15 protein-coding genes are annotated in these 21895 nt (G+C 46.1%); 7 read left to right on the forward strand and 8 right to left on the reverse strand.

Annotated elements, in window-relative coordinates; all coding sequences use genetic code 11:
• Positions 1–223 precede the first annotated feature (223 nt).
• On the forward strand, positions 224–1744 hold the full coding sequence (locus DYADSP32_RS28310; RefSeq protein ID WP_149239615.1) for an SIR2 family protein: 1521 nt from the start codon (positions 224–226) through the stop codon (positions 1742–1744).
• Here the strand turns inward: DYADSP32_RS28310 and DYADSP32_RS28315 are convergent.
• Complete coding sequence (locus DYADSP32_RS28315) at positions 1731–1946, reverse strand: hypothetical protein (RefSeq protein WP_414618129.1); 216 nt, start codon at positions 1944–1946, stop codon at positions 1731–1733. The two genes, DYADSP32_RS28310 and DYADSP32_RS28315, sit on opposite strands and share 14 nt — an antisense overlap.
• Before the next feature lie 229 nt (positions 1947–2175).
• On the opposite strand from DYADSP32_RS28315, the gene DYADSP32_RS28320 reads away from it, so the two are divergent.
• From DYADSP32_RS28320 to DYADSP32_RS28330, 3 genes are all read left to right on the forward strand, one after another.
• Positions 2176–2706 carry a hypothetical protein gene (locus DYADSP32_RS28320; RefSeq protein WP_149239613.1) on the forward strand — a complete coding sequence of 177 codons (531 nt, stop codon included), beginning with the start codon at positions 2176–2178 and terminating at the stop codon, positions 2704–2706.
• A gap of 293 nt (positions 2707–2999) precedes the next feature.
• The gene (locus DYADSP32_RS28325; RefSeq protein ID WP_149239612.1) at positions 3000–3608 is read left to right on the forward strand and encodes a hypothetical protein; all 609 of its coding nucleotides are present in this window, start codon (positions 3000–3002) and stop codon (positions 3606–3608) included.
• A 410-nt stretch (positions 3609–4018) separates the two neighbouring features.
• Positions 4019–5359, forward strand: a complete 1341-nt coding sequence (locus DYADSP32_RS28330; RefSeq protein ID WP_149239611.1) for a glycosyl hydrolase family 28 protein — start codon at positions 4019–4021, stop codon at positions 5357–5359.
• Between the two features lie 43 nt (positions 5360–5402).
• On the opposite strand, the gene DYADSP32_RS28335 is transcribed toward DYADSP32_RS28330, so the two are convergent.
• Complete coding sequence (locus tag DYADSP32_RS28335; protein ID WP_149239610.1) at positions 5403–6527, reverse strand: alpha/beta fold hydrolase; 1125 nt, start codon at positions 6525–6527, stop codon at positions 5403–5405.
• A 386-nt stretch (positions 6528–6913) separates the two neighbouring features.
• Here DYADSP32_RS28335 and DYADSP32_RS28340 point away from each other — a divergent pair, with 386 nt between their 5' ends.
• The 3 genes from DYADSP32_RS28340 to DYADSP32_RS28350 all read left to right on the forward strand — a co-directional run bounded on the left by DYADSP32_RS28340 (position 6914) and on the right by DYADSP32_RS28350 (position 11832).
• Positions 6914–8236 (forward strand): hypothetical protein, encoded by a 1323-nt coding sequence (locus DYADSP32_RS28340; RefSeq protein WP_149239609.1) that lies wholly within the window; start codon positions 6914–6916, stop codon positions 8234–8236.
• 42 nt (positions 8237–8278) lie between these two features.
• Entirely contained in the window at positions 8279–10042 is a 1764-nt protein-coding gene (locus DYADSP32_RS28345; RefSeq protein WP_149239608.1) for a TIM-barrel domain-containing protein, read from the forward strand.
• A gap of 464 nt (positions 10043–10506) precedes the next feature.
• On the forward strand, positions 10507–11832 hold the full coding sequence (locus DYADSP32_RS28350; RefSeq protein ID WP_149239607.1) for a Gfo/Idh/MocA family protein: 1326 nt from the start codon (positions 10507–10509) through the stop codon (positions 11830–11832).
• Positions 11833–12780: 948 nt separating this feature from the next.
• Here the strand turns inward: DYADSP32_RS28350 and DYADSP32_RS28355 are convergent.
• The 6 genes from DYADSP32_RS28355 to DYADSP32_RS28380 all read right to left on the reverse strand — a co-directional run bounded on the left by DYADSP32_RS28355 (position 12781) and on the right by DYADSP32_RS28380 (position 21849).
• Positions 12781–14019, reverse strand: a complete 1239-nt coding sequence (locus DYADSP32_RS28355) for a polysaccharide deacetylase family protein (RefSeq protein ID WP_149239606.1) — start codon at positions 14017–14019, stop codon at positions 12781–12783.
• Positions 14020–14134: 115 nt separating this feature from the next.
• On the reverse strand, positions 14135–15457 hold the full coding sequence (locus DYADSP32_RS28360; protein ID WP_149239605.1) for a neutral/alkaline non-lysosomal ceramidase N-terminal domain-containing protein: 1323 nt from the start codon (positions 15455–15457) through the stop codon (positions 14135–14137).
• Positions 15458–15644: 187 nt separating this feature from the next.
• Positions 15645–18668: a PVC-type heme-binding CxxCH protein gene (locus tag DYADSP32_RS28365; RefSeq protein WP_149239604.1), complete on the reverse strand. Its 3024-nt coding sequence runs from the start codon at positions 18666–18668 to the stop codon at positions 15645–15647.
• A gap of 33 nt (positions 18669–18701) precedes the next feature.
• Positions 18702–19616, reverse strand: a complete 915-nt coding sequence (locus tag DYADSP32_RS28370) for a lysophospholipase (protein WP_149239603.1) — start codon at positions 19614–19616, stop codon at positions 18702–18704.
• Positions 19617–19619: 3 nt separating this feature from the next.
• Positions 19620–20165 (reverse strand): gluconate 2-dehydrogenase subunit 3 family protein, encoded by a 546-nt coding sequence (locus DYADSP32_RS28375; RefSeq protein WP_414618130.1) that lies wholly within the window; start codon positions 20163–20165, stop codon positions 19620–19622.
• A 4-nt stretch (positions 20166–20169) separates the two neighbouring features.
• Positions 20170–21849 carry a GMC family oxidoreductase gene (locus DYADSP32_RS28380; RefSeq protein WP_149239602.1) on the reverse strand — a complete coding sequence of 560 codons (1680 nt, stop codon included), beginning with the start codon at positions 21847–21849 and terminating at the stop codon, positions 20170–20172.
• Between the last annotated feature and the right edge of the window lie 46 nt (positions 21850–21895).

Here is a 21895-nt window from a genome sequence, read left to right on the forward strand (position 1 = left end):
ACTATCTTCGTACTTAGTTGACATAATTATGAGTGATATACTCGGATAAAGAGTACGCCAGCCACTAAGAGCACATTTGTAATAGATTGGGTTTCGTGCTCCGGAGACAGTTAAGAGGTAGACAAATATTTTTGTGCTCCATATAAACATTCGTACTAAAAATTCGGCCATAGTAAATTTGAAAACTGTAAGATGTGACTGTTAAACGACACGCAGAAAAAATATGATTATTGATCAAATTCTTTCAAAATTTATTGGAAATAGTCCTCGAAACTATTATTCGTTTGAGACCTTTATTTTAAATTTGTTAAAATATCATCTCGAATCTCAACAAAAACCTTTTACAATAAGTGATAATTATCGAATGCCAGGTGATGCAGTAGCAGAAGATGGTTTTGATGAAATAGAAGGGAAAACTATAATTGAAATAAAATTAAATCTTGACCGCATACCGCCAAGAATATTTGTAGAGCAATTCCTGAGTAGGCTCCATAGACAAGAAGTTATTTATGACTTCAAAAATATTTTAATTATTAATGGTAAATCAATTTCTGATAGAACAAGAGAGAGAATACTAAATGAGTTGTCTATTTTGTCTCCACAAGTCAAGATTATACTTTGGGGTCCGGAGGAATTAAATAAAATTGTTTCAAAACATCGAAAGGAAGCAAATAAAATTGCAGATAATCTTTTTTCATTAAGACTTGAAAATGTAGTAAGTAAAGAAATAAGAAATTGGAAAGAGGAACGCGAAGAGAGAATTGAGCTTCTAATTGAAGCCTATAAAAAGAGACAGTTTTCTACATTTTTAGGAGCTGGAGTGTCAAGCAGTGCAGGTATGCCAGACTGGAATACTTTACTTAATTCGCTTTTCGTGTCTTATTTGACTAATGAGTTCAATAACACTGAAACAATTTCTGAAGCGGATATTAACCAAATTGTATCTAGGCTTAATGATGTTGATGAGCCATCTGCTTTAATGGCAGCACGATATCTGAGAAAGGGATTAACAAAAGAATCAATTGAAGATAAGTTGTTCATTAATACCATAACTGACAATCTGTATAAATTACGTGACTCGAAGAAAGTAATTAGTTCTGATTTAATCAAGTCTATCTCAAATTTATGTATGCCAAGACAAACAGGAGCAAGAGTTAAGGCTGTTGTGACATGCAACTTTGATGATTTACTTGAAAGAGAACTTGAAGCAAAGTCCATCAGACATCATAGTATTTATACTGAAAATGAACTTTCAGATCCTGATGAACTTCCGATCTATCACGTTCATGGCTTTTTACCAGAAGACAAGACAAAATATACTTCATTAGAGAAAAGCACGTTAGTATTTTCCGAGGAAGGATATCATCATATTTATTCGGACTCGTATCATTGGTCGAACCTTATTCAACTTTATAACCTCAGGGAGAATAATTGCTTAATGATTGGTTTGTCGATGACGGACCCAAATCTGAGAAGATTGTTGGATATATCAGCTAGGAATATGGAACAGGCGAGACATTTCGCATTTATGCGCAGGTTGACACTTGATGATTTTTCTTATTCAAAACCCGAAAAAGGAATTGAGAGAAGACAAATTATTGATAACTTGAAAGGTGCAGATCAATTTTTAAATAGACATCATAAATTAAACGAAGAACTTATGAAAGAATTAAGTGTGACAATAATTTGGTTTACAACATTTGATGATATACCGACTATTCTAAATCGAGTTAATAACGAATAAATGCAGCGCCTAAAAGCTGATCGGAATAAGCGAGGTTTCGCGCTTTGTGGACGTTTTCGTCATAGCCGATAGTATTGTGCCCCAGTTGGCGGTAATATCCAGACTGCCGCAGGGTGTCACTGGTATCCAGACCGATAGTATTACAACTGGTGCGAAGCAGTGGTCTGGATATTGATTTCATCTGATGGTACTGGCCAGTCATGCGCAATTTGAAAAATCACGTACTAAGACAGTTTACCGTCTTGAACCGTCCTGAAAGGTTAATAATTTACTAAAAATGTGGTAATGCCTCGTGTTTCGCGAATTTTAATTCCTTGGTAGAAATTTATTTTTAGCATCTAATATTTAAAACTTTTTGCATTTCCATGGTCCAGTACAAGCACCTATTCACAAAATATAAACAGCTGATTCCTGTAATCATTTTGTCTTGCATGTGCATTTCTACGTTTTTTACATCATTTGGTAGAACGGTTGAAATGAACGGTGAGCGCTATGAATTTGAATTTACAGTCAAACACTATGTTGCATTTTTGGCAATAGGGTTGAATTGGGTTTGTTTCTTTCTGTTTAGGCATTTGTTCAAATATGTTTTGATTCTGACACTTTTCCTTGGAATCATCAATTTCATCAATTTTACGTTGACGGAGAGAACCTGGAGCGTTGGAGTGGGAAATCTTCTGCTCAGTTTCCAGCCAGTTTCTTTTTTCATTTCGGTTTTGGTCTACATATTTAACTTCGAAAGAATGAATAAGGCGGTGTATGAGCTGATGGGGCCTACATCTGTGCAAGATGACATGTCATCGAAAAGGAGAAAGCATGCGCAATTTGATAAATTCAGGGATCGTTTTTCCAAGTATTCGGATGAGGAACTGCACGACATATTAGTAGAAAACAAACTTGTTCCGGAAGCCTTGCAGGCGGTTAGGGACGTTTTGACAGAAAGAGGAAAGCTTGGAATTTAGAAGAAATCCTGACTTACTACTCTATTTGCAATCGAAGGTGTGTGAACTTGTCATTGTAACTTTATACCGTTAATAATCAACTTGATACCAGACCCAACGAAGAGACCCATTTTACAATAGTTCTCATTTTAACCCAAAAAAATCCAGTGATCACTGCTACACTCAACCAAAAACTACAAGGAATTTATCAAACCTACCTGGAACCCCTGTACAGCCAGGAATGGGATAGTACCGTTTCTTCACCCCTTTTAATGCACGTTTTTCCGGAATACGCTACGGTAAACAAAAGGGTTTTGTTTGTAGGTCAGGAAACACATGGTTGGCATCAGATGATTAACAAATTTTCGGCTGCTGAGCTCCAGGCGAAATATGAAGGTTTTAATTTGGGTAAAACAGCATGTTATGGCCATGAAAAACCATTGCGAAATTTGAAAAGTCCATTCTGGAATTTTTCAAGAAGTCTCTTTTGCAAGATAAACGGTAACGACACGGGCGTAACAAGAAAAACCAATGGATTTTTATGGACGAACATTTCCAAGTTTGATTGTAAAAGCACAACACCAGATATCGACCTCCAGGCAAAGAATGTAGCTGGGTTTCATTTACTCAAGGCGGAAATAGAGATTTTGGAGCCTGATATGGTAGTTTTCCTGACTGGAACAAAATATGATGGTTGGATTGATAGTGTTTTTAATCCAAATAGAGTCGATATTCTGCCGGATGGATTTTTGAAAAGGTTAAGTGTGAGCGACGGATCGCTTCCAGAGTTAACATTTCAAACCAAACATCCAAGAACGTTGGTTGGATCCAGGAAATCTGGTATCCCGAATAAGTATCACGAGGTTTTAGCTAAATTGGAGGAGATGGCTTTGAGCGGTAGTAAATCATTGATTCAAAACTGAAAAATCAGACTTGACCTGTAGTAAACCTTGTTTCCGGTTGTCTCTAAAACTTCACAGTGCCTCACCAGTCTCCAGACCGCAACTAACACAACCGCTGCAAAGCTTTTGATCTGGTGATTGATTGCATCTGATGTTAATGCGTCCGTTTTGCGCAGGTCTTAAAATTGGTTATGAAGATGCTTTACAGTCTGCGACGTTCTTGCCATTTTTTGCGGCAAAACCATTTACCTCAATTCCAAACTCAAGTGCTAAATTCGCCAATAATTACATAAGTTTACAACGGATAAGACAGGGCCGGCGGGTTTGAATCATAGTCCACCGTTTTGAGGCGGTCGGTCGCTGCCGTGTCTTGTCATCAAGAATTTAGGATTCATTGAAAGCAGCAGTGCCGTGTCCATATTACTATTCTTATGAAATTCATTCTAGTATTTATTATTGCGCTGGTATCCGCTAACCCTTCTCTTTTGGCACAAGGAAGTTTAAAAGGAAATACAAAGACGGCCGGAAACGGTGGTAGAACTGTTTCAACAAGCAAAAATGCCGGGTTGAAAGATGTAGAAGATATCTCGCCGAATCAATTTAAAGGCAGTGATATTGAGCGGATACAGGCTGCTATTGCGGCGGCTAAGGGGACGACAAACAAAATCGTGATCCCGAAGCGGAATAACAATGGTACAAAACATTGGAAAATAGACAGCGCTATTTTGTTACCGGGTAATATGACGGTAATACTGGATAATTGTATCATTCAGCTCTCGGATGCGTGCAGGGACAATATGTTCAGGAGCGACAACGTAGGGGTGGGCATCGCGAACCCTGTGTGGACGTCCAATATAAGTATTGTCGGAATGGGAGAGGTGCTCTTAAAAGGTGCTGATAATCCCCGGGCAACCGGCGACGCATATCGGACGCTGACGCGGACGCCAGATAAGGGAAGGGTGAGTTATGGAACCGATGCGGGAAAAGAGGGGGTTCGGCAAAAGGGCGATTGGCGCAATAACCTGATACAGATGGCGTATGTGGATGGCTTTAGTATGAAGAACGTAAAGATCGAAAATTCACATGCCTGGGCGATCAGCTTTGAACGTGCACGGAACGTGAACTTATCCGACTTGATATTCAACAACCCGGAATACATTACCGTCGACGGCGTGGCGAAGAAGGTTTATAACAAGGATGGGATTAATCTGAGACATGGGTGTAAGTACTTCCGGATCAACAATATCACGGGCATCAACGGGGACGATCTGGTTGCTCTTTCCAGTCTGGATGTTCCGCCCTTTTACCACGCCAACGGGGATATTGCTTCCTATCAGGTTACTTCCACAAAATGGAACGGCCCGGAAGACGATACGGAACAGATATTTATTACCAACTGCCAGACCAACTACACCGGTGTGGCCATCCGGGCAAGCGACGAGGCAAGTATTCATCATGTGTATATCAATGGAATCATTACCAAGGCAAGACCGGATACCCCTCCACCATACGGCGGAAGTCCTTACACGTTACTGGTAGGCGGCAAGGGTTATGGACAAACTCCTTTGTTTGGAAAAATAAACAATATTTACGCGATGAATCTGATGGGAGATGGCAAATCACTTATTCTGATAGAATCACCCATCCTAAATTGCCAGTTTATGAACGGGATCTACACCGGCAGCGCCCCTGACCCCATTGTTTACAAAATCGATAAAGCGGAGACTAAAAATGTAGGAGAGGTGAATTTAGTAAAAGTGTCTTTGGATTAAGTAGGGAAGGGGTGTAAACGTTTAATCCTATCTGAGAAAAGAATTATGATTTTAATCCCAAAATCCATCTGGAAATCTCATTGAGCGCAACAGGAGAAAAGGTTTGTTCAATTTCTTGATACTCTTTGGGAGAACCAGTTGCACATTCCTGAAAGAGGTGGTTTAAATCAGGTATTTTTTTAATTGTCACATTAGAATTTCCACCTTTTTTAAGGGCCAGCGAGATCGCAGCCAGGTTTTCATCCGGAACCACCTGCATATCTTTTTCACCATTAATGGCCAGAACGGGGCATTTCACTTTTTCCAATGTTTTTCCCGGGTCATATTTAAGCATAAACTGTGTCCAGGGCGACGAAAGACCCTCAATTCGGGCAGCGGCAAATTGTTCCCGGGTCATTTGCTCGGTAATAAGCTTATCCGGAATTTCAGAAATATGGTCGTTCACAAACCTGGTCATGTCGGTTTTAAGCTTTTCGAGATCGGTAGATTGTATCACCAGGTCATAAGCCTTTTCGTTTATGCCAACCAATTTTTTGACGTTAGCATCTGACATGCCAAAAGCTTTTGCAATCAACCCATCTTGCAATAACAGCGCCTTTTTAAGCTCCATACCCGGGCCGGCCATTAATACGACGAAGGCAATATCTCCGGATCTTGCAGCCACCATGGGTGCAATTAATCCACCTTCACTATGCCCTGCCAAGCCGATTTTGGTGGTGTCAATATCCTGTCTGGTTTTAAGGAATTGCACCGCACTTTCTGCATCTTTGGAAAAATCAAGGGAGGTGGCTGTTTTGAAATCTCCCGTCGACTCCCCGGTACCCCGGTCATCGTATCGCAGCACGCCAATTCCATTTCTGGTCAGATGATCAGCCAGAACAAGAAAGGGTTTATGTTGCAGGATCTCTTCGTCCCGGTTTTGCGGGCCGCTACCGCTGATCAGTATCACCACCGGATAGCTGCCCTCCTTTGAAGGCAATGTGAGTGTGCCAGCCAGTGTCACGTTGGCGGAGTCGTTACGGAAGCGGACTTCTTCGCTGTAATATGGATATGGTTTTGTGGGAGTTTGCGGTCTTTTAAAAGTGGATTTGTCCAGGTAAATATACCAGGCTACTGTCGCCGATAGCAATGCGAGAACTATGGTTGAAATTATTACTGCTTTCTTCATCAGGGTGAGGGTGAATAACTGAGTCTTTCTCCGGCAATTGATAGAAGCAAGAAATAACCAATTTTTACGCAATGAATCTTAATTGAGTTGGTAAATCGCTAATTTTAACATCGTCAGCGATGCTGAATGACCGTTTCAAAGCCGGTGAAATTAACAAAACATTTCTTTGGCTTAAAGTAGCGGAGCTGGCTATGCAGTCTTTGGCTTGCAAGAAGGTTTTTACATTTGCGATGGGAGGCGCCCGGAGATAAAAACATACGAATTGGGCCTGCCGGCCAGGGTGTTGAGTAGTACATATTACCACAATGCCAGTTCTATAGGCAATGGTCATGAGGAACACGACACCAAACGTTTCCTGAGGGCCTGATACATCTTCTTTAACAAACATGAAAGCAACCAGCAAAACTGTTCGAACAGTTTATTTTATTCTCAAGGCACTTGCGGTGCTCTTTGTAGCACTACTGGTATTTGTCCTGGCTAGGCCCCTCTGGAATCGGTACGTCGTTTACCCGCAACTGGAAGCAGAGCGAACCGCACTCTGGAGGAAATATAAAAAGCCCGCGAAGCAAATCCCCCTGAAGGATTACAAGGGGGTGCTGCATTCACACACCTACCGTTCGCATGACAGCCGGGGAGTGTTGCCAGAAATACTTCCCGCCGCTCAGCAGGCAAAGCTCAATTTTATTTTCCTGGCCGACCATCGCATCTCCGACCAGGACACCTTCCCGCGGGGCATTCACGGCACTTTTGAAGGAATAGTGATTGAATCCGGGACCGAGTCTCCGGGAGCAAGCATGATGGTCAATCCTCTGAAAAGCACCATTCTGGACTGGACGCAGGATCGGAATCAATTGATCCGAAATGTGGTAAAGGAAGGAGGAATGGCGTTTTACCTGCACTCGGAAGACGACCACGATTGGGGTAATCCGGATTATCAGGGAATGGAAATATACAATATTCATACGGATCTGATTGATGAAAAAAATCCGCTCGCCTTTCTGTTTAACGGCATGGTCAACAGCGGTGCATACCGGCATTGGAGCTACCGCGAATTATTTAACGAACAAACCAAAATACTGGCGCTCTGGGATTCGCTTAACAGCCACCGCAGGATCGTGGGCATGGCCGCGGTAGATGCGCACAATAATCAAAGCATCCGAGCGCGGTACCTTCCGGATGGCCAGGTGGAGTGGGTGGGGTCCAACTCCAAAACGATTGCTGTCAACAAGCCTGGATGGAAAGAAAAACTACTACTTGGTAAGCCGGATGTCGCTGGCTGGGCCTTTAAAATGGAACTCGATACCTATTTTCATTCTTTCAATTTCGACAATACCCATATTTTTAGTGACACCCTTTCGAGCCGGGCATTGAAGAATCAATTGGTCAATGGTCATGCCTACATTTCCTTCGAAAGTCTGGCGGAAGCAGATGGATTTCAGTTTTTCTCTACGGACGCAACGGGCAGTTTCAATGCCATGATGGGCGATTCCGTACCCAGGGAGAAAGCGGTACGATTACAGGCCGTGTCGCCCTTCCCCGTCAGGTTTGAATTGTTTAAGGATGGCAAACTCATTGATAGCAAGGATAATACCTACACGTATAGCTATGCAACGAAAGGCCGGAAAGGGAACTACCGGGTGGTAGCCCGATTACTGTTGCGGAAAGAATGGCTTCCCTGGGTGTACACCAATCCGATCTATGTTTATTAGGCCCTTTGGCTGCCTGCCGGTAGTCCATAGTCAACTGCAAAAATGAAAAAATACCTGTTAATTACTCTGCTGGTACTGGCTGTAATCAGCTACTTTTATTTTTTTCTGCCCATGTGGGGAATTCCCTTCAATGCGCAGAGGCATGGAAATCCGCCCCTCACGCCGGCATGGGCGTTGGAATGCTGGCTATGGGAAGACGATCAGAATACGGCAACCTATGTGGATGAGCTGCTGGAAGGATACGCAAAGCACGATATTCCGGTTCGTACGATACTCATCGATAGTCCATGGAGCCTCCGTTACAATGATTTTGAAGTGGATGAAGAGAAATACCCCGATCCGGCGAAATGGTTTAACGGGCTGGAAAACAAAGGCTACCGCACCGTGCTGTGGATGACTTCCATGATAGACAGCCACAATAAGGATACCAAAATAGAAGATTCCTCGCCATGGTTTAATGAAGCAGTGAAAAAAGGCTATGTGGCAGGCAGCAACAGCCAGATCAAATGGTGGAAAGGCAAGGGGGGCTTTATAGATTACACCAACCCGGAAGCCATGAACTGGTGGACGGGCCTGCAGAGAAAAGTACTGGACTATGGGATCGATGGCTGGAAACTGGACGGCACCGGTACGCTGTTTCGCAGGCAATTGGGCCCGCTTCCTCTGTTTTACCAAAAGACGCATGGAGGCTGGCTCAGCACCCGGCAATACATGGATCTTTACTATCGAAAAGAATACGAAAACGGACTGAAGGTAAACCGGGAATTTGTGACCCTGGCAAGGGCCATGGATCGGGGTTTTCATCCCGAAGGATTTGCTCCCATCGATGCGGCGCCCGTAACCTGGGTGGGTGATCAGAAACACTACTGGCAGAGCAAAACAGAAAACGGATTGAGCGATGAAAAGGGAAAAGATATTGCCCTCGACGGAATTCAGGGCTTTGAGTCGGCCATTGAGAGCATTCTGAAAAGCGCTGAACTTGGATACAATGTCATCGGTTCGGATGTTGCCGGGTTTTCAGGAAGTACCATTCCCCCTCGTCTCTATATTCGTTGGGCGCAGTTTTCTGCCTTTTGCGGGTTGTTCCTCAATGGCGGCCATGGCGAAAGAGCCCTTTGGAAACGCAGCCCGCAGGAGCTGGAGATCATCCGCAAGTTTTCCTGGCTCCACACCGAACTGGTTCCCTATATGTATCATTACGTGGTCACCGGTCATCAGGGAGGTCGTGTTTTGCAAAAACCTGTGGAGGGCAAATACCACTACTTGTTTGGGGAGGATTTGCTGATTGCCCCGATTTATAAAGATGAAACGAAACACGAAGTACAGCTTCCCGAAGGAAAATGGCGGTATTGGTTCCATGACCGGGAGGTGGTGCAGGGCCCGCTAACCTTACACAAAGACATTCCTCTGGAAGAATACCCTGTTTTTATCAAAGAAGGTGCGATCGTTCCCATGAATATCAAAAGATCCTACAACGGCATCGGTGACAGCACATCGTCCAACTACCTCACCTGGCTCGTCTATCCGGCGGGCAATAGTGAATTTACCGTTTTTGACACGCAGGATCAACAACCGAGCACTTTACGGGTACACCAGACCAGTCAACAGATTGCGGTCAATCTCACTGGCAGGCACCTTCCTTCTCTCTTTGTGATTCACCTCTCTCAAAAACCAAAACGTGTAGAGGCCCAGGGTACCGCATTGGAAGAAGGTAAAGAATACCGTTTCGATGAGGGAAAGCAGAAGCTGATTATTAAAACAACCGATTTGAAATCACGTAACTGGACCATTCATTTGAAGAGGTAAAAAGTTCTTCTCAATGCCTTTTTTACTATTGAAGTCTGTGTTGTCCTGTCCGTCATACTGATACACCCATTTTCTGTTCCCAACAGCTATTTCCATTACTGGCTTCCAAATTTCCGAAAAGCTTTTTTTCTGGTTACTTGAAGAACGGTTTGCGCTTGTAATTACCCGATTGGAACCGGGGTTATGTTGAATCAGCGTATGAAAGGCAACAAGCACGTGCTCGCAAAATGGCTGCTTGGCCGGTGACTCCATCAGCATGGCATGTATCGGCGCGGCTGCGAAGAAAACTTCAAAAATAAACTGACACCATGCCTCTATTTTTGGAATTGACCCAAAAACAGCTCAATTTTAAACTTTTCCAGTGATCTGCTGGATTAACTATTGGTTTCGCATACATCAATAGGTTCTATGTGTATTTTTACAATCCTTAATTACCAACCCAAAAAACTTTAACCTTTTGATTCATGAATAAAAGAGAGTTCCTTAAGAATGCGGCGGCCTTATCTTCCGTTGCTATGATGCCGGGTCAATCATGGGCTTTTTCTGCCGACAAGCGGTTGAGAACCGCGCATATCGGTCTGGGTGGGATGGGGCAGGCAGATCTGGCATCCATATCAATACACAAAAATGTGGATGTAGTAGCACTTTGCGACGTGGACTCCACGGTGTTGGCAGAGGTGGCCTCCAAATTCCCCAAGGCGAAAACCTACAAGGATTACCGTGTGATGCTCAAAGAAATGAGTAAGGATATTGATGCCGTGATCGTGTCCACACCCGATCATACGCATGCGCCTGCATCGATGATGGCCATGGAAATGAATAAGCCTGTTTATTGTCAAAAGCCGCTCACACATTATGTAAAAGAAGCGAGGGCAATGGATAAGATTGCCAAGGACAAAAAACTGGTTACCCAGATGGGTATTCAGGTGCACTCTTTTTATGACTACAAACTGGCCACTTTGCTGATCCAATCCGGTATCGTAGGGAAAGTACACACCGTAAGGGCCTGGTCGCCCAAAAACTGGGGTTACAATGGCCCGGTACCAGCGACCGGCGATCCCGTACCCAGTAATCTGGACTGGAACTTATGGCAGGGTACTTCGCCGGAAAGACCGTACAAGGAAGGTTTTTACCATCCGGGCAACTGGCGGAAGCTGGTTGATTATGGCTGTGCTACGCTGGGCGATATGGGTGTCCATATTTTTGATACGCCTTATAACGCGCTGCAGCTGGACGTACCCAGAACCATCACCACGAATTGCAGAAAACCGAACGGATTCGGATACCCGGAGAAAAACATGGTTACCTATGAATTTCCTGGAACAAAATACACGGCTGATACCCTCAAATGGGTATGGTACGATGGCGTGGGTGCTGACAAACAACGCGAAGACCTGATGCTTCCCGACGGAGAAGATTTGAACGACCAGGGGGCGATGTTTATCGGAGAAAAAGGAAGACTGTATCTGCCTCATTTTCAGATATTCCCCAAGCTGATTGTGGATGGTGCCTACAAAGAGATTGATGTTACGCCGTTTAAATTAGGCGGGCCCGTTCGCGATTACAGCTCAGAATCGCACAAGCATTACCATGAGTTTGTGGATGCATGTTTGGGAAAAGGTACCTGCAGCGCGCCCTTCTCTTACGCGTCCCGCCTTACAGAGACCATTTTGCTGGGTGTAATCGCCGGCCGTTTCCCTAATAAAACATTACACTGGGATGCCAAAAAGGCCCAGTTCGCAGAAGAGGAAGCCAACCAGTACCTGGGTGGGGTGTACCGGAAATTTTAGGCGGACGTAAATAAGTTACTGCTTTCTAAAATGAGAGGTTAGGGGGAATTTTCCCATTTTGGTCTGTGTGTTTGCACAGACCATTTTTTTATTCCGGTGCTCCGTGGGCAGCACCTTTTTAGGTTATACATCTAAGGTAACTCCGGTGGTTTTAATATTATTAAATGGTTTTATTTTTTTGGATGCAGTAATTGATTCAACCTGTATTTGGGTAAAAAGTTTTGAACCACCTTAGCAACCTAAGACCACCTAAGATTCAGACCACCTTTTGTGTTCCAGTGTAGTCTGGCGCCAGCTTTTTCCCTTCGGTGAACTTAGGTTTCTTGGGTGGTTTAAATATTTTAAATGGTTTTATTTTTTGGATGCAGTAATTTGATTCAACCTGTATTTGGGTAAAAGTTTTGAATCACCTTAGTAACCCCAGATCACCTAAGATTCAAACCACCTTTTGTGCTCCGGTGTAGTCTGGCGCCAGCTTTTTCCCTTCGGTGAACTTAGGTATCTTCGGTGGTTTAAATATTTTTAAATGGTTTTAGTTTTTGAAGGCAATAATTTGATTCAACCTGTATTGGGGTAAAAGTTTTGAACCACCTTAGCAACCTAAGACCACCTAAGATTCAGACCACCTTTTGTGTTCCGGTGTAGTCTGGCGCCAGCTTTTTCCCTTCGGGGAACTTAGGTATCTTCGGTGGTTAAAATATTTTTAAATTGTTTTATTTTTTGGATGCAGTAATTTGATTCAACCTGTATTGGGGTAAAAAGTTTTGAACCACCTTAGTAACCTAAGACCACCTAAGATTCAGACCACCTTTTGTGTTCCGGTGTAGTCTGGCGCCAGCCTTTTCCCTTCGGTGAACTTAGGTCTCTTCGGTGGTTTAAATATTTTAAATGGTTTTATTTTTTGGATGCAGTAATTTGATTCAACCTGCTCTAACATGGTTAAGCAGGTTACTTCCGCACCAACCTTACCTCTCTAAAATCCAGCAAAGCACCTTTTGGAAATTTTGTTGCCGGACGGAAGACTACCTTTTGTTTTCCGGCATTGAGCTGGATTTGGCCTACTTTTTTCCACCGGAAGGTTTCCCAGGATCCGCTTGGTTCTACTTTACCGGTCATTTTTTGAGCTCCTGATTCCAGAACAAACGATTTGCCAGCATCTTCATCCGAAACAGACCACTCCATTTCCACTTCATAAGTGCCTTTTTCGGCCACATTCAAGTCCCACTCAATACGGTCTTCACCCGTAAACCAGCCGAATGCCTTCCATTCAGGCATGTATTTGATTTTCGGTCCGATCGCTTTGCCGGATTGTGCGTGCAGAGAAATGGCACCTTTTGCTCCGGGTGTGACCAGGGAACCATGATCGGGTACGGGCAGGCTGCCACTCCGGGAGGTTTGCACATATCTGGCCACTTCACCTACTGGAGCAAGCCAGATTCCGTTTGCCGGATCCTGTGCATATTCAATCAGCTTTTTCAACATCGAGAGGCGGGTGGTTTGCGCACCTTCTTCGCCCATTTCGTGGCCTGCCAGAATGAGCCATTGGCCGCTTTTTTGAACCTGTTTGATCAATGGCAGGATCTTGTCAAAGTCTTTCCCATCCATTTCCATGCCGGTGAGTTGGGCCATATCGCAGAATTCAGGAGCATTGGGACCTTCGTCGAGCCAACCGCGGCCGGTCGCAAACAGATCGGCAACTACGGGAACATAACTTTTTGTGTTGGCCCCACGGCCTACAAAGGTATTGCCACATGGGTAGGCAAATCCTTCACAGCGCACACCAAGCAGGTCATACAGCTGTTTATTGGCTTCAACAAGTTCATCCCGCATCTGTTCCTGTGTGTAATCTTCCAGGGGATTCTTGCGCGCCCAAGGGAAGTTCCCCGTGCACGGGTGGTTTACGGAATGATTCGCCATCTCCTGTCCGGCTGCAACTGCTTTTTTCCAGTTTTCCAGTTGCCCTTTCACCGCCGATGGTACCAGATAAAACGTGCCTTTGACTTTGTATTGATTCAAAAACGGTATTCCGGTGCTGGCCTGGCTTCCGCGCGCATCGTCGAAGGAAAGGCTGATGGCTGTTTTTTTGCCTTCGGGCCAGGCAAACGAGCTTTTTTGTGCGGAAGCAGGGGATATGCTACAGATGGTGACGGTAGTTATCAATAATGCGGATGCGATTCTTGGGATCATTTTTTTGTGAGATGTGAGATGTGAGAAGTGAGAAGTGAGATGTGACCGGGTCGCCAGGCGAAAGTGAAATGTTTTATTTATCTATTTTCTTCCATTTCACATTTGCCAAAACAAACTACTTTGGATTTTTCAATTGTCCTTGCAGATGGTTGACCACGGATTCGGTTAATGTTTTGGCGGCTCCCGGAGCATATGGCGAAACAGTCGGTTCGTAACCTCCGTACTTGATCTCCTCTTCGGAAAGCAGATACCCGAGCCAGCCATTGGTATACCCAAAATAGAAGGTAAATGGAAACGGTGACCGGTCGCGTATTTCGTTGGAGATTTCACAGAATAGTTCAAGTGGTGCGCTCCAGATGGCTACCTCCTCGTTGATTTTCAAGAAACGCACGGGTAGCTTGATCATATTTACCCCAGCTTTTGTGGTGCGGGTGTAGTTCGCCAGATCATCCGTCCAGCCCAGCCCGTCCTTGCGGGGTGTTTCCACGGTAAGGGCGCCGGATTTGAGTTTCACGTCCGTGGTGGTGGCAGATAGGGCTTTGTTGGCTTCCAGTATTTTGTCGCCCAGCAGTACTTTGAACTGGTCCAGATGCCCCGCACCAGGGCTCGGATACACGCTGTAAATGGGTGCGATGTTTCCCGCTGCGCCGTTGATGTACAATGTAGGGACACCCGTTTTTTGTTCTACATACTCAGACACGATGCCCGGAGCGTCACCGCTGATTTTAAGGTTTGCGCCACTCATTACGGTGCCGTGCATGGCGTAGTTGGCGATGATGGCCATGGGGCTACCGTCTTCTTTTTCCAGCCGCATCAGGCCGATTCTGCGGTCAACCGGGCCGTCGGGGTTCATCCCCAGTGTGGTTTTGCCATCTGCAAACCGGGCCCTGCGGTTGATATTGGCCTGAGAAAACCCCCAGCCGATTCCGAGCCTGGCTGCGACCAGTTTTTTGCGTGCTTCGGCAATGCCGTCGATCAGCTTCTGCTCCACCATGGCAGTGTATTCCTTGTCAAATTCGTGCTTGTAGCGTTCCCCAAGGAAAATGGCTGGCAGCCCCGCCGGCCCGACTTCCGGAGCAGAATGGGTATGGGTAAAACTCCACCACAGATTGATCGGATCCACTTTTTGTTCTTTCTGTAGCCGCGCCGCTACCTTGTCGTATTGAGAAGGCGATACGAGGCAGATGTCCGAAGAGACAATAAAAAACTGTGTGACGCCGTCATCCATGGCGATGATCCTGTGGTAGATCTTATCATTGACGCCCGTCGATTGCCGTGCCTGATACCCAAGCAACATCTGCGGTGTGGTGGGTGTAATGTCGACTTTCACCACGGCTGCCCGAAAAACCGCCGCGGACAAGCCGGGAGCAAATAACAAACAGGTAAAGCAGCAGGATAATAGACGCTTGTAAACGAACGGGTTTCTGTTGAATTTCATGATTTTATATTTACGGGTTAGGCTATTGTTTGTTTTCGGTAATCTGTTTGCGGGCTTCTTTTACCTTATGGTTTCAAAAATGGCTCCTGATGCATGATTGATGAAAAATTATAAATGACCATAATCTGAACATATTCGATTTACTCCTGACCCAAAAACAGCGTCCGTTAATCAGATTATCGTTCTACTATCTCCCCTGTTTCAAAAAGAGAAGCAAGTCGGCCATTTCCTGTACACTGATCTGACTTTCGAGTCCTGCGGGCATCACCGACATGCCCAATGCCTTCAGGGATTTGATGTTCTGCCTTGCCACGACGGTTTCCTGCCCACCATAGTTTCTGATCGTTAGTGCCGCTGGAGTTTCGGTAGCAATGAGCCCCTGAATGGGCTCACCGGATTTGGTTTCAATAGACCAGATGTCGTAGCCATCGGCGATAGAGAGGTTGGGGTTAAGGATGTCGCCCATAATGGACTCGGGTCGCCGGTTTCGGATCGTTCCCAGGTCCGGACCATAAGAGGTTCCCATTTTACCTCCGATCTGATGGCAAGCCGAACAGTTTTTTGTAAAAACTTCCTTTCCATTTCCAATATTCCCCGCATGACTGAGTGCGGGGGTATACTGTTTGATCACTTCCTGGCGGCCATCGTCTTTTTTGGTGAGTAGTGCCCTTGCCCGGCTTTTCAGCTCTGTATTTTTCTGGGCCATCAGCCCTACACTTCTTGGCCATCCAATGCTTGAAGGATCGATAATTTTTTGTTCAACGGCGTCCAGTAAAAGCGTGACTCGTTTATCACTTCCCATGAGGGTATTTATGGCGGCATTGCGGACATCCGGTGTGAGGGACGGCCATTGTTCGATGACAAACCGGCTTGACGTCATATCCGGAATGGTGGCAAGGGTTTTGAGTGCTGCCAGCTGTACGGGGAGCGGTTCGACCGGCGAAATGAGCAATTTTAGTAATTCAGCATGAACATTTACACCTGTCAATGCCAGAAAATGAATGGCAGCAACACGGTTTCCGACTGTCTCCGATTTATTTTTTGCGGTCGCCACGGATTTGCCGACCGCAGACTCCGTGGTCTTGTCCTTTGGTAAGCCAATGGTTTGTAATAGTTGAATACTAGCCTGGCGCATGGCAGGGTTTGCGTTGCTCAAAGCAGCGTGCACCAGCAGATCCCGCTCGGAGGTCAGTGCACTGGCTGCACTTTTGTTTTTTGAAAGTCCATCCGCCAATCCCCGCATCACTGCTTCCTGCCAGCCACTGTTTGGCCCTTTGGCCGGAAGTAAGGATTTTTTGATAGCCGAACGGATACCCTCCGGTGTTCCGGCACTACCGGTCATTTTGCTCACGCGTTCAACGAGCGTGCTGTAAGCTGGCTTCCCTTTTTGAAAACGATCCAACACAGCGTCCAAAAGCTGACTTTGCTCAGAAGGCTTAGCAGAAAGTGCCGCAAGCTGTACCCAGGGGTCGCCAATGTCCTTGAATAAGATATGTTCTCGGGCACGAATGGACTCTGGCGTGTTGATGGAGCCCAGTGAACAGAGTAGTTGAAAACGAACTTTGGGATTTGGATCATCCCGCAGAGCTACCAGTGCCTTTGTGAGGGCAGCATTCTCGGGGTACGCTTCGGACAATTTCACCGCATTCTCACGCACTCCGGCAGCGGGGTCCTTTAAAGCTTTTATCAGTAATTCAGGATCAGGTTTGTCAAGGCCTTCAAGGGTCCATAGGGCATGAAGGCGTGCTATGGGATCCGTGTGACCAGTCGCCATTTTTGTAAGATTTACCTGTTCATCCAGCGCCCGGCGATCGATCAGTAAACGCTGTGCGTTACGGCGCCACCAAATGTTAGGATCGGCCAGCTTTTCGGTAAGTTGGGCGTTGGTCATGTCACCCAGTTTCAGGCTCTTCGACCAGGAAGCTGGTTTTGTACCCTTTGGCGTAATGCGGTACAGGCGCCCTTTGTCGCGTCCGTTGTAAAGAGCCCCTGATTTAACTGCATCTTCGGCCATCCACTCAGGATGTTCGATGATCTGGCGATAATAGTCCACCACGTAAAGTGCGCCATCGGGGCCTGTGTACATATTCACAGGGCGAAACCAGCCGTCTGTCGACGCCAGGAATTCTTTGTTTTCATACAACCGGCTTGCTGTAAAACTGGCTCCTTTGTCGCGGATGATGTCGGCATGCACAATGTTGCTCACCGGCTCAGCCACAAATGCCACGCTATCGAAGGGCGCCGGGAAGACTCCTCCCTGATAAACATGGATACCACAGGCAGAGGTGAAAACGCCCACGTCGGTCAGGAGCTGATTTTCAGGGTTTTGGGTGATTGGGAATACTTCAGCAGCCGTTCCGTGATCGGAGATCGACTGGGTCGCATTGGACACCAGAAAGTCGGGGTTCCGGTTGAGATAAGACGCAGACAATACCTGATGAATCATGTGGTTGGCATTGGTAAGGAGCATGTACCGGCCCCAGGTATCAAAGGAATGTCCAAACTGGGTATTGGCTGACAATATCTCGAGCCCGGAACGATCAGGTCTGAAGCGGACGCTTCGGCCACGCGCATTATCAGGCAGGCGCGGGCTATCTTTTTTGCCGGGATAATACACATCTCCGCCACGATCCCCGAATTCACTTTTATAGGTTTGCGTGGAGACCGCCGGTTCGTGTCCCAGATATATCCAGTTGTCGGGACCGAGGATGGGGTTGTTGAGATTATGTTGCGGGTTAGATAAGGCGAAACCGGTGATGAGCGTGTCTCTGAAATCGGATTTGCCATCTCCGTCGGTGTCTTCGAGATACAGGACGTTGGGTGCATCCGTAACGATAACGCCCTTTTTCCAGCGCATAACTCCGGTGGGAAGCATCAGTCCGTCGGCAAATACAATACTCTTGTCCATTTTACCGTCGCCGTCCGTATCGGTCAAAAGCTTTATATTGCCAGATCCGCTTTTGTCCAATGGATAGCCATGCATTTCCACCACATAGAGCCGTCCATACTCATCTATTTCCATTGCCACAGGATCAGCAATGAGTGGCTCATGGGCAACCAGCTCCACCTGAAACCCGTCGGCAACACGGATGGTGGCAAGTGCCTCGTGAGGAGGTACATCTGAGAAAAGCGCAGGCTTTGGATTGCTGCTGATACTCAGCAGGAAAACCGAGAATGAAAAAATTAAAAGGGATTTAGGAATGGAATTCATATATAGAAACAAATTGAAAATAACGACCCGGCACTACAACCCGAATCTTTTGAAAAACAACAACAATTCATGGTTCATTTCGGGGCTGCCACAGCTTAATCCATGGTCATCGCTATCCATTTCGCTCACTTCGCATTCGCCACCACCATTTTCAATGTATTTTTTGAAATTGCGTGTTGCAGAAATCGTTACAACGCGATCACCTGTACCATGCCAGATTTTAACCGGAACGGGATATGTTTTTACGGACTCTTCTCCGTTATCAAACGTGCTCACAAGCAGTGGGTTCCAGCCTTTCACACTTTCTGGTTCCCAAACTGTACCGGTTTTGTTCCTGAAATTATGTGTTTCAGCAATGGCTTTTCGGGTGGTTCGAAGCCAGGGATTCTGCCAGGCTTGTCCATACAGATCAAGTACGGGGCTATACATGCCATGGGCTATCACGATGTTGCTGTGTCTGTAAACAAAGTTGGCCGAAGAACAACCACCCATTGAGAATCCACCTACAAAAATCTTCTCATGCACATTGAAGTTTTTTCGGATATACCTGTACGCCTTAAAAGCCGACTGAACGGACCATCTTCCCCCCATGTTCTCCACCAGCGGGCCTCCATTAACGTCGAAAATCGCATAGCCGTTGGCCAATAGACTGTCTTTCAGTGCAAATTTATTCAAAAACCAGGTGCTGTCTGTCACGCCACCGCCTGCACCATGTGCCATGTAAACCAAACGGACAGGTTTGCCATTTTTACTGTAGTTAGCCGGGAGTTTTAATATGGCGTTATCCTGATAGATGCTGTCTGAACCTGGGTTTTCTGCATTTTCCGAAAACCGCAGGCTGATGGGTACTTTGAAGAAAATGTCTTTCTGTTGGGCGGTGGCATCTGAGAGCAGAAACCATCCTGTCCAGGCCAAAACAATACGAATGCTTGGGTGAAAACCGTTCATTGCTCACCAGGGACGTTCAGTGGTACAACCATCGTATCTGCCCGGCGCGGGATTATATTTAAGGAATTTGGTGGCACCGATCTCCGACGTGTAGTAACCGGCCAGGGTTAGTTCCTTCATCATGCGGAAGTAATGAGCAGGTTCTCCGCTCTTTTTTTTCAACATATATTGTTGTGCTTCCTGATCAAGAGTGGTCAGCAGCAGCGTACGCTGTTCGGGCGTGGCCTGTATAAAACTTTTGCCAGTTTCTTTACGACTGCGTTGGTCAAGGGTTGCCATGCCTTCGGTAAATACCTTTTGGTCAGATGGTGTGTAACAATCTCTGACAATCACCGACATAAAGGTACCCACGTCTGCTTGCCTGGCTCCGGGTGTATCCGTCTCCGGCCAGATCGTTTCCCCAACCTCATTCAGAAAGGCGATCTGTGCTTTATCAAACAAGCCTTTTTGAGCCCGGGTAAAACTGCTGTTTAGAATTGCGGAAGCGCCTATCAAAGTGCCTCCAAGCATGTAACTAACCTTTTCAAGAGCTTCTCGTCTGTTCATCATACCGTTATCGCAAGTTTCCCTTTTTCATTTCTTTGGTTGCGTAGTCCACCGCTCTGGCTGTTAAAGCCATGTAGGTAATGGACGGGCCGGGTGTACATCCGGAAGAACACACGGAGCTTCCGTCTGTGATGAACAGGTTGGTGACATCATGCATTTGATTCCATTTGTTCAATACCGATGTTTTAGGATCTTTACCCATTCTGGCCGTCCCTGTTTCATGGATACAGGAGCCTGGAATTTTACCCCGGTCATAGGTTTTGATGTTTTTAAGACCACCCCTTTCCAGTATTTCTGCCGCACTGTTCATCGCGTCATTCCCAAGGGCTTTTTCATTTTCCCTGAACGTACAGTCGATCACCAGCAGGGGCATGCCGAATTTGTCCTTTTTTTCTTTGTGTAAGGTAACCTTATTGTCGTAGTAGGGAAGGTGCTCACCCCAGGCGGTGATAGACATATTCCAGTCTGTCGATGCTGTAAGGGCCTCTTTCAAGCCAACACCAATGCCATCCGCCGAACCCACCCTGCCCTTGCCAGCACCACCCTGATAGGTGAATCCTCTGACGTAATCTGTACGTTCGGTCTCTTTGCTGATGTTTCTGAAACGGGGTACGAAAATACCTGTCGGCCGGTTTCCAAAAGTATACCTGTCTTTGAATCCTTCATAAGTGCCCGAAGCACCCATGCCATAGGGCATGTCCATCAGATTGTGTCCGATTTGTCCGCTGCTATTCCCAAGACCTTCGGGGAATGCATCTGAAACGGAGTTGAGCAGGATGGCTGTGGTATTCAGTGTGGATGCATTCAGGAAGATGATCTTCGCGAAGTACTCGTGCACTTCCATGGTTTCTGAGTCGATCACGCGAACCCCCTTGGCTCGGCGTTTTTCTTTATCATAAATAATTTCCCTCACAACCGAAAAGGGGCGTAAAGTCATATTACCGGTGGCTGCAGCTGCCGGAAGTGTTGCAGAATTGGTGCTGAAATAGCCTCCGTAGCTGCATCCACTTTCACATTTGGAACGAAACTGACACGGTCCTCTTGTGCCGATCTGACGGGTGTGGTTGGCTGTACGGCCATGAATGATCAGCCGCTGGCCTGCATAGGCCTTTTTGACCCTTTCTGCAACCATTTTTTCGACACAGTTCATTTCCATAGGTGGCTGATAAATTCCATCCGGCAGGTGCGGAATCCCTTCTCGTTGTCCGCTGATTCCCACAAATGGTTCTACGTAATCGTACCAGGGTGCAATATCCTTGTAACGTATAGGCCAGTCGACACCGTGACCATCTTTTGCGTTGGCCTCGAAGTCGATCTCGCTGCGGCGATAACACTGGCGGCCCCACAATAGGCTGCGTCCTCCAACCTGATACCCACGTGCCCATTCAAACGGTTTTACCTGCTCGTAAGGCTGATCCAGGTCATTGACAAAAAATTTTTTCGAGACCTCATTGTAGTTGTATACACCGCTTTGAACCGGACTGATCCGTCGGTCTTCCTGGGTAATGCGTCCCCGATGTTCCAGCTCCCAGGGTGCTTTCATGTCTTCGTAGTCGATAATGTGCTTCACATCTCTCCCTCTTTCCAGAACGAGCGTTTTGAGACCCTTTTCACATAATTCTTTTGCAGCCCAGCCGCCACTGATTCCCGTGCCCACTACGATGGCGTCGTAAGTGATATTTTTCATAGCCTATGAAATGAGAAGACCGTTATTCAAATTTTGTTTGTCTATT

It is taken from the genome of Dyadobacter sp. 32 (assembly GCF_902506755.1).
Lineage (GTDB): Bacteria > Bacteroidota > Bacteroidia > Cytophagales > Spirosomataceae > Dyadobacter.

Excerpts from the sequence above, each read along its gene's own strand:
- DYADSP32_RS28310 (WP_149239615.1), top strand. The coding sequence starts at position 224 with ATGATTATTGATCAAATTCTTTCAAAATTTATTGGAAATAGTCCTCGA.
- DYADSP32_RS28315 (WP_414618129.1), bottom strand. The coding sequence starts at position 1,946 with ATGACTGGCCAGTACCATCAGATGAAATCAATATCCAGACCACTGCTT.
- DYADSP32_RS28320 (WP_149239613.1), top strand. The coding sequence starts at position 2,176 with ATGTGCATTTCTACGTTTTTTACATCATTTGGTAGAACGGTTGAAATG.
- DYADSP32_RS28330 (WP_149239611.1), top strand. The coding sequence starts at position 4,019 with ATGAAATTCATTCTAGTATTTATTATTGCGCTGGTATCCGCTAACCCT.
- DYADSP32_RS28335 (WP_149239610.1), bottom strand. The coding sequence starts at position 6,527 with ATGAAGAAAGCAGTAATAATTTCAACCATAGTTCTCGCATTGCTATCG.
- DYADSP32_RS28340 (WP_149239609.1), top strand. The coding sequence starts at position 6,914 with ATGAAAGCAACCAGCAAAACTGTTCGAACAGTTTATTTTATTCTCAAG.
- DYADSP32_RS28345 (WP_149239608.1), top strand. The coding sequence starts at position 8,279 with ATGAAAAAATACCTGTTAATTACTCTGCTGGTACTGGCTGTAATCAGC.
- DYADSP32_RS28350 (WP_149239607.1), top strand. The coding sequence starts at position 10,507 with ATGAATAAAAGAGAGTTCCTTAAGAATGCGGCGGCCTTATCTTCCGTT.
- DYADSP32_RS28355 (WP_149239606.1), bottom strand. The coding sequence starts at position 14,019 with ATGATCCCAAGAATCGCATCCGCATTATTGATAACTACCGTCACCATC.
- DYADSP32_RS28360 (WP_149239605.1), bottom strand. The coding sequence starts at position 15,457 with ATGAAATTCAACAGAAACCCGTTCGTTTACAAGCGTCTATTATCCTGC.
- DYADSP32_RS28365 (WP_149239604.1), bottom strand. The coding sequence starts at position 18,668 with ATGAATTCCATTCCTAAATCCCTTTTAATTTTTTCATTCTCGGTTTTC.
- DYADSP32_RS28370 (WP_149239603.1), bottom strand. The coding sequence starts at position 19,616 with ATGAACGGTTTTCACCCAAGCATTCGTATTGTTTTGGCCTGGACAGGA.
- DYADSP32_RS28375 (WP_414618130.1), bottom strand. The coding sequence starts at position 20,165 with ATGATGAACAGACGAGAAGCTCTTGAAAAGGTTAGTTACATGCTTGGA.
- DYADSP32_RS28380 (WP_149239602.1), bottom strand. The coding sequence starts at position 21,849 with ATGAAAAATATCACTTACGACGCCATCGTAGTGGGCACGGGAATCAGT.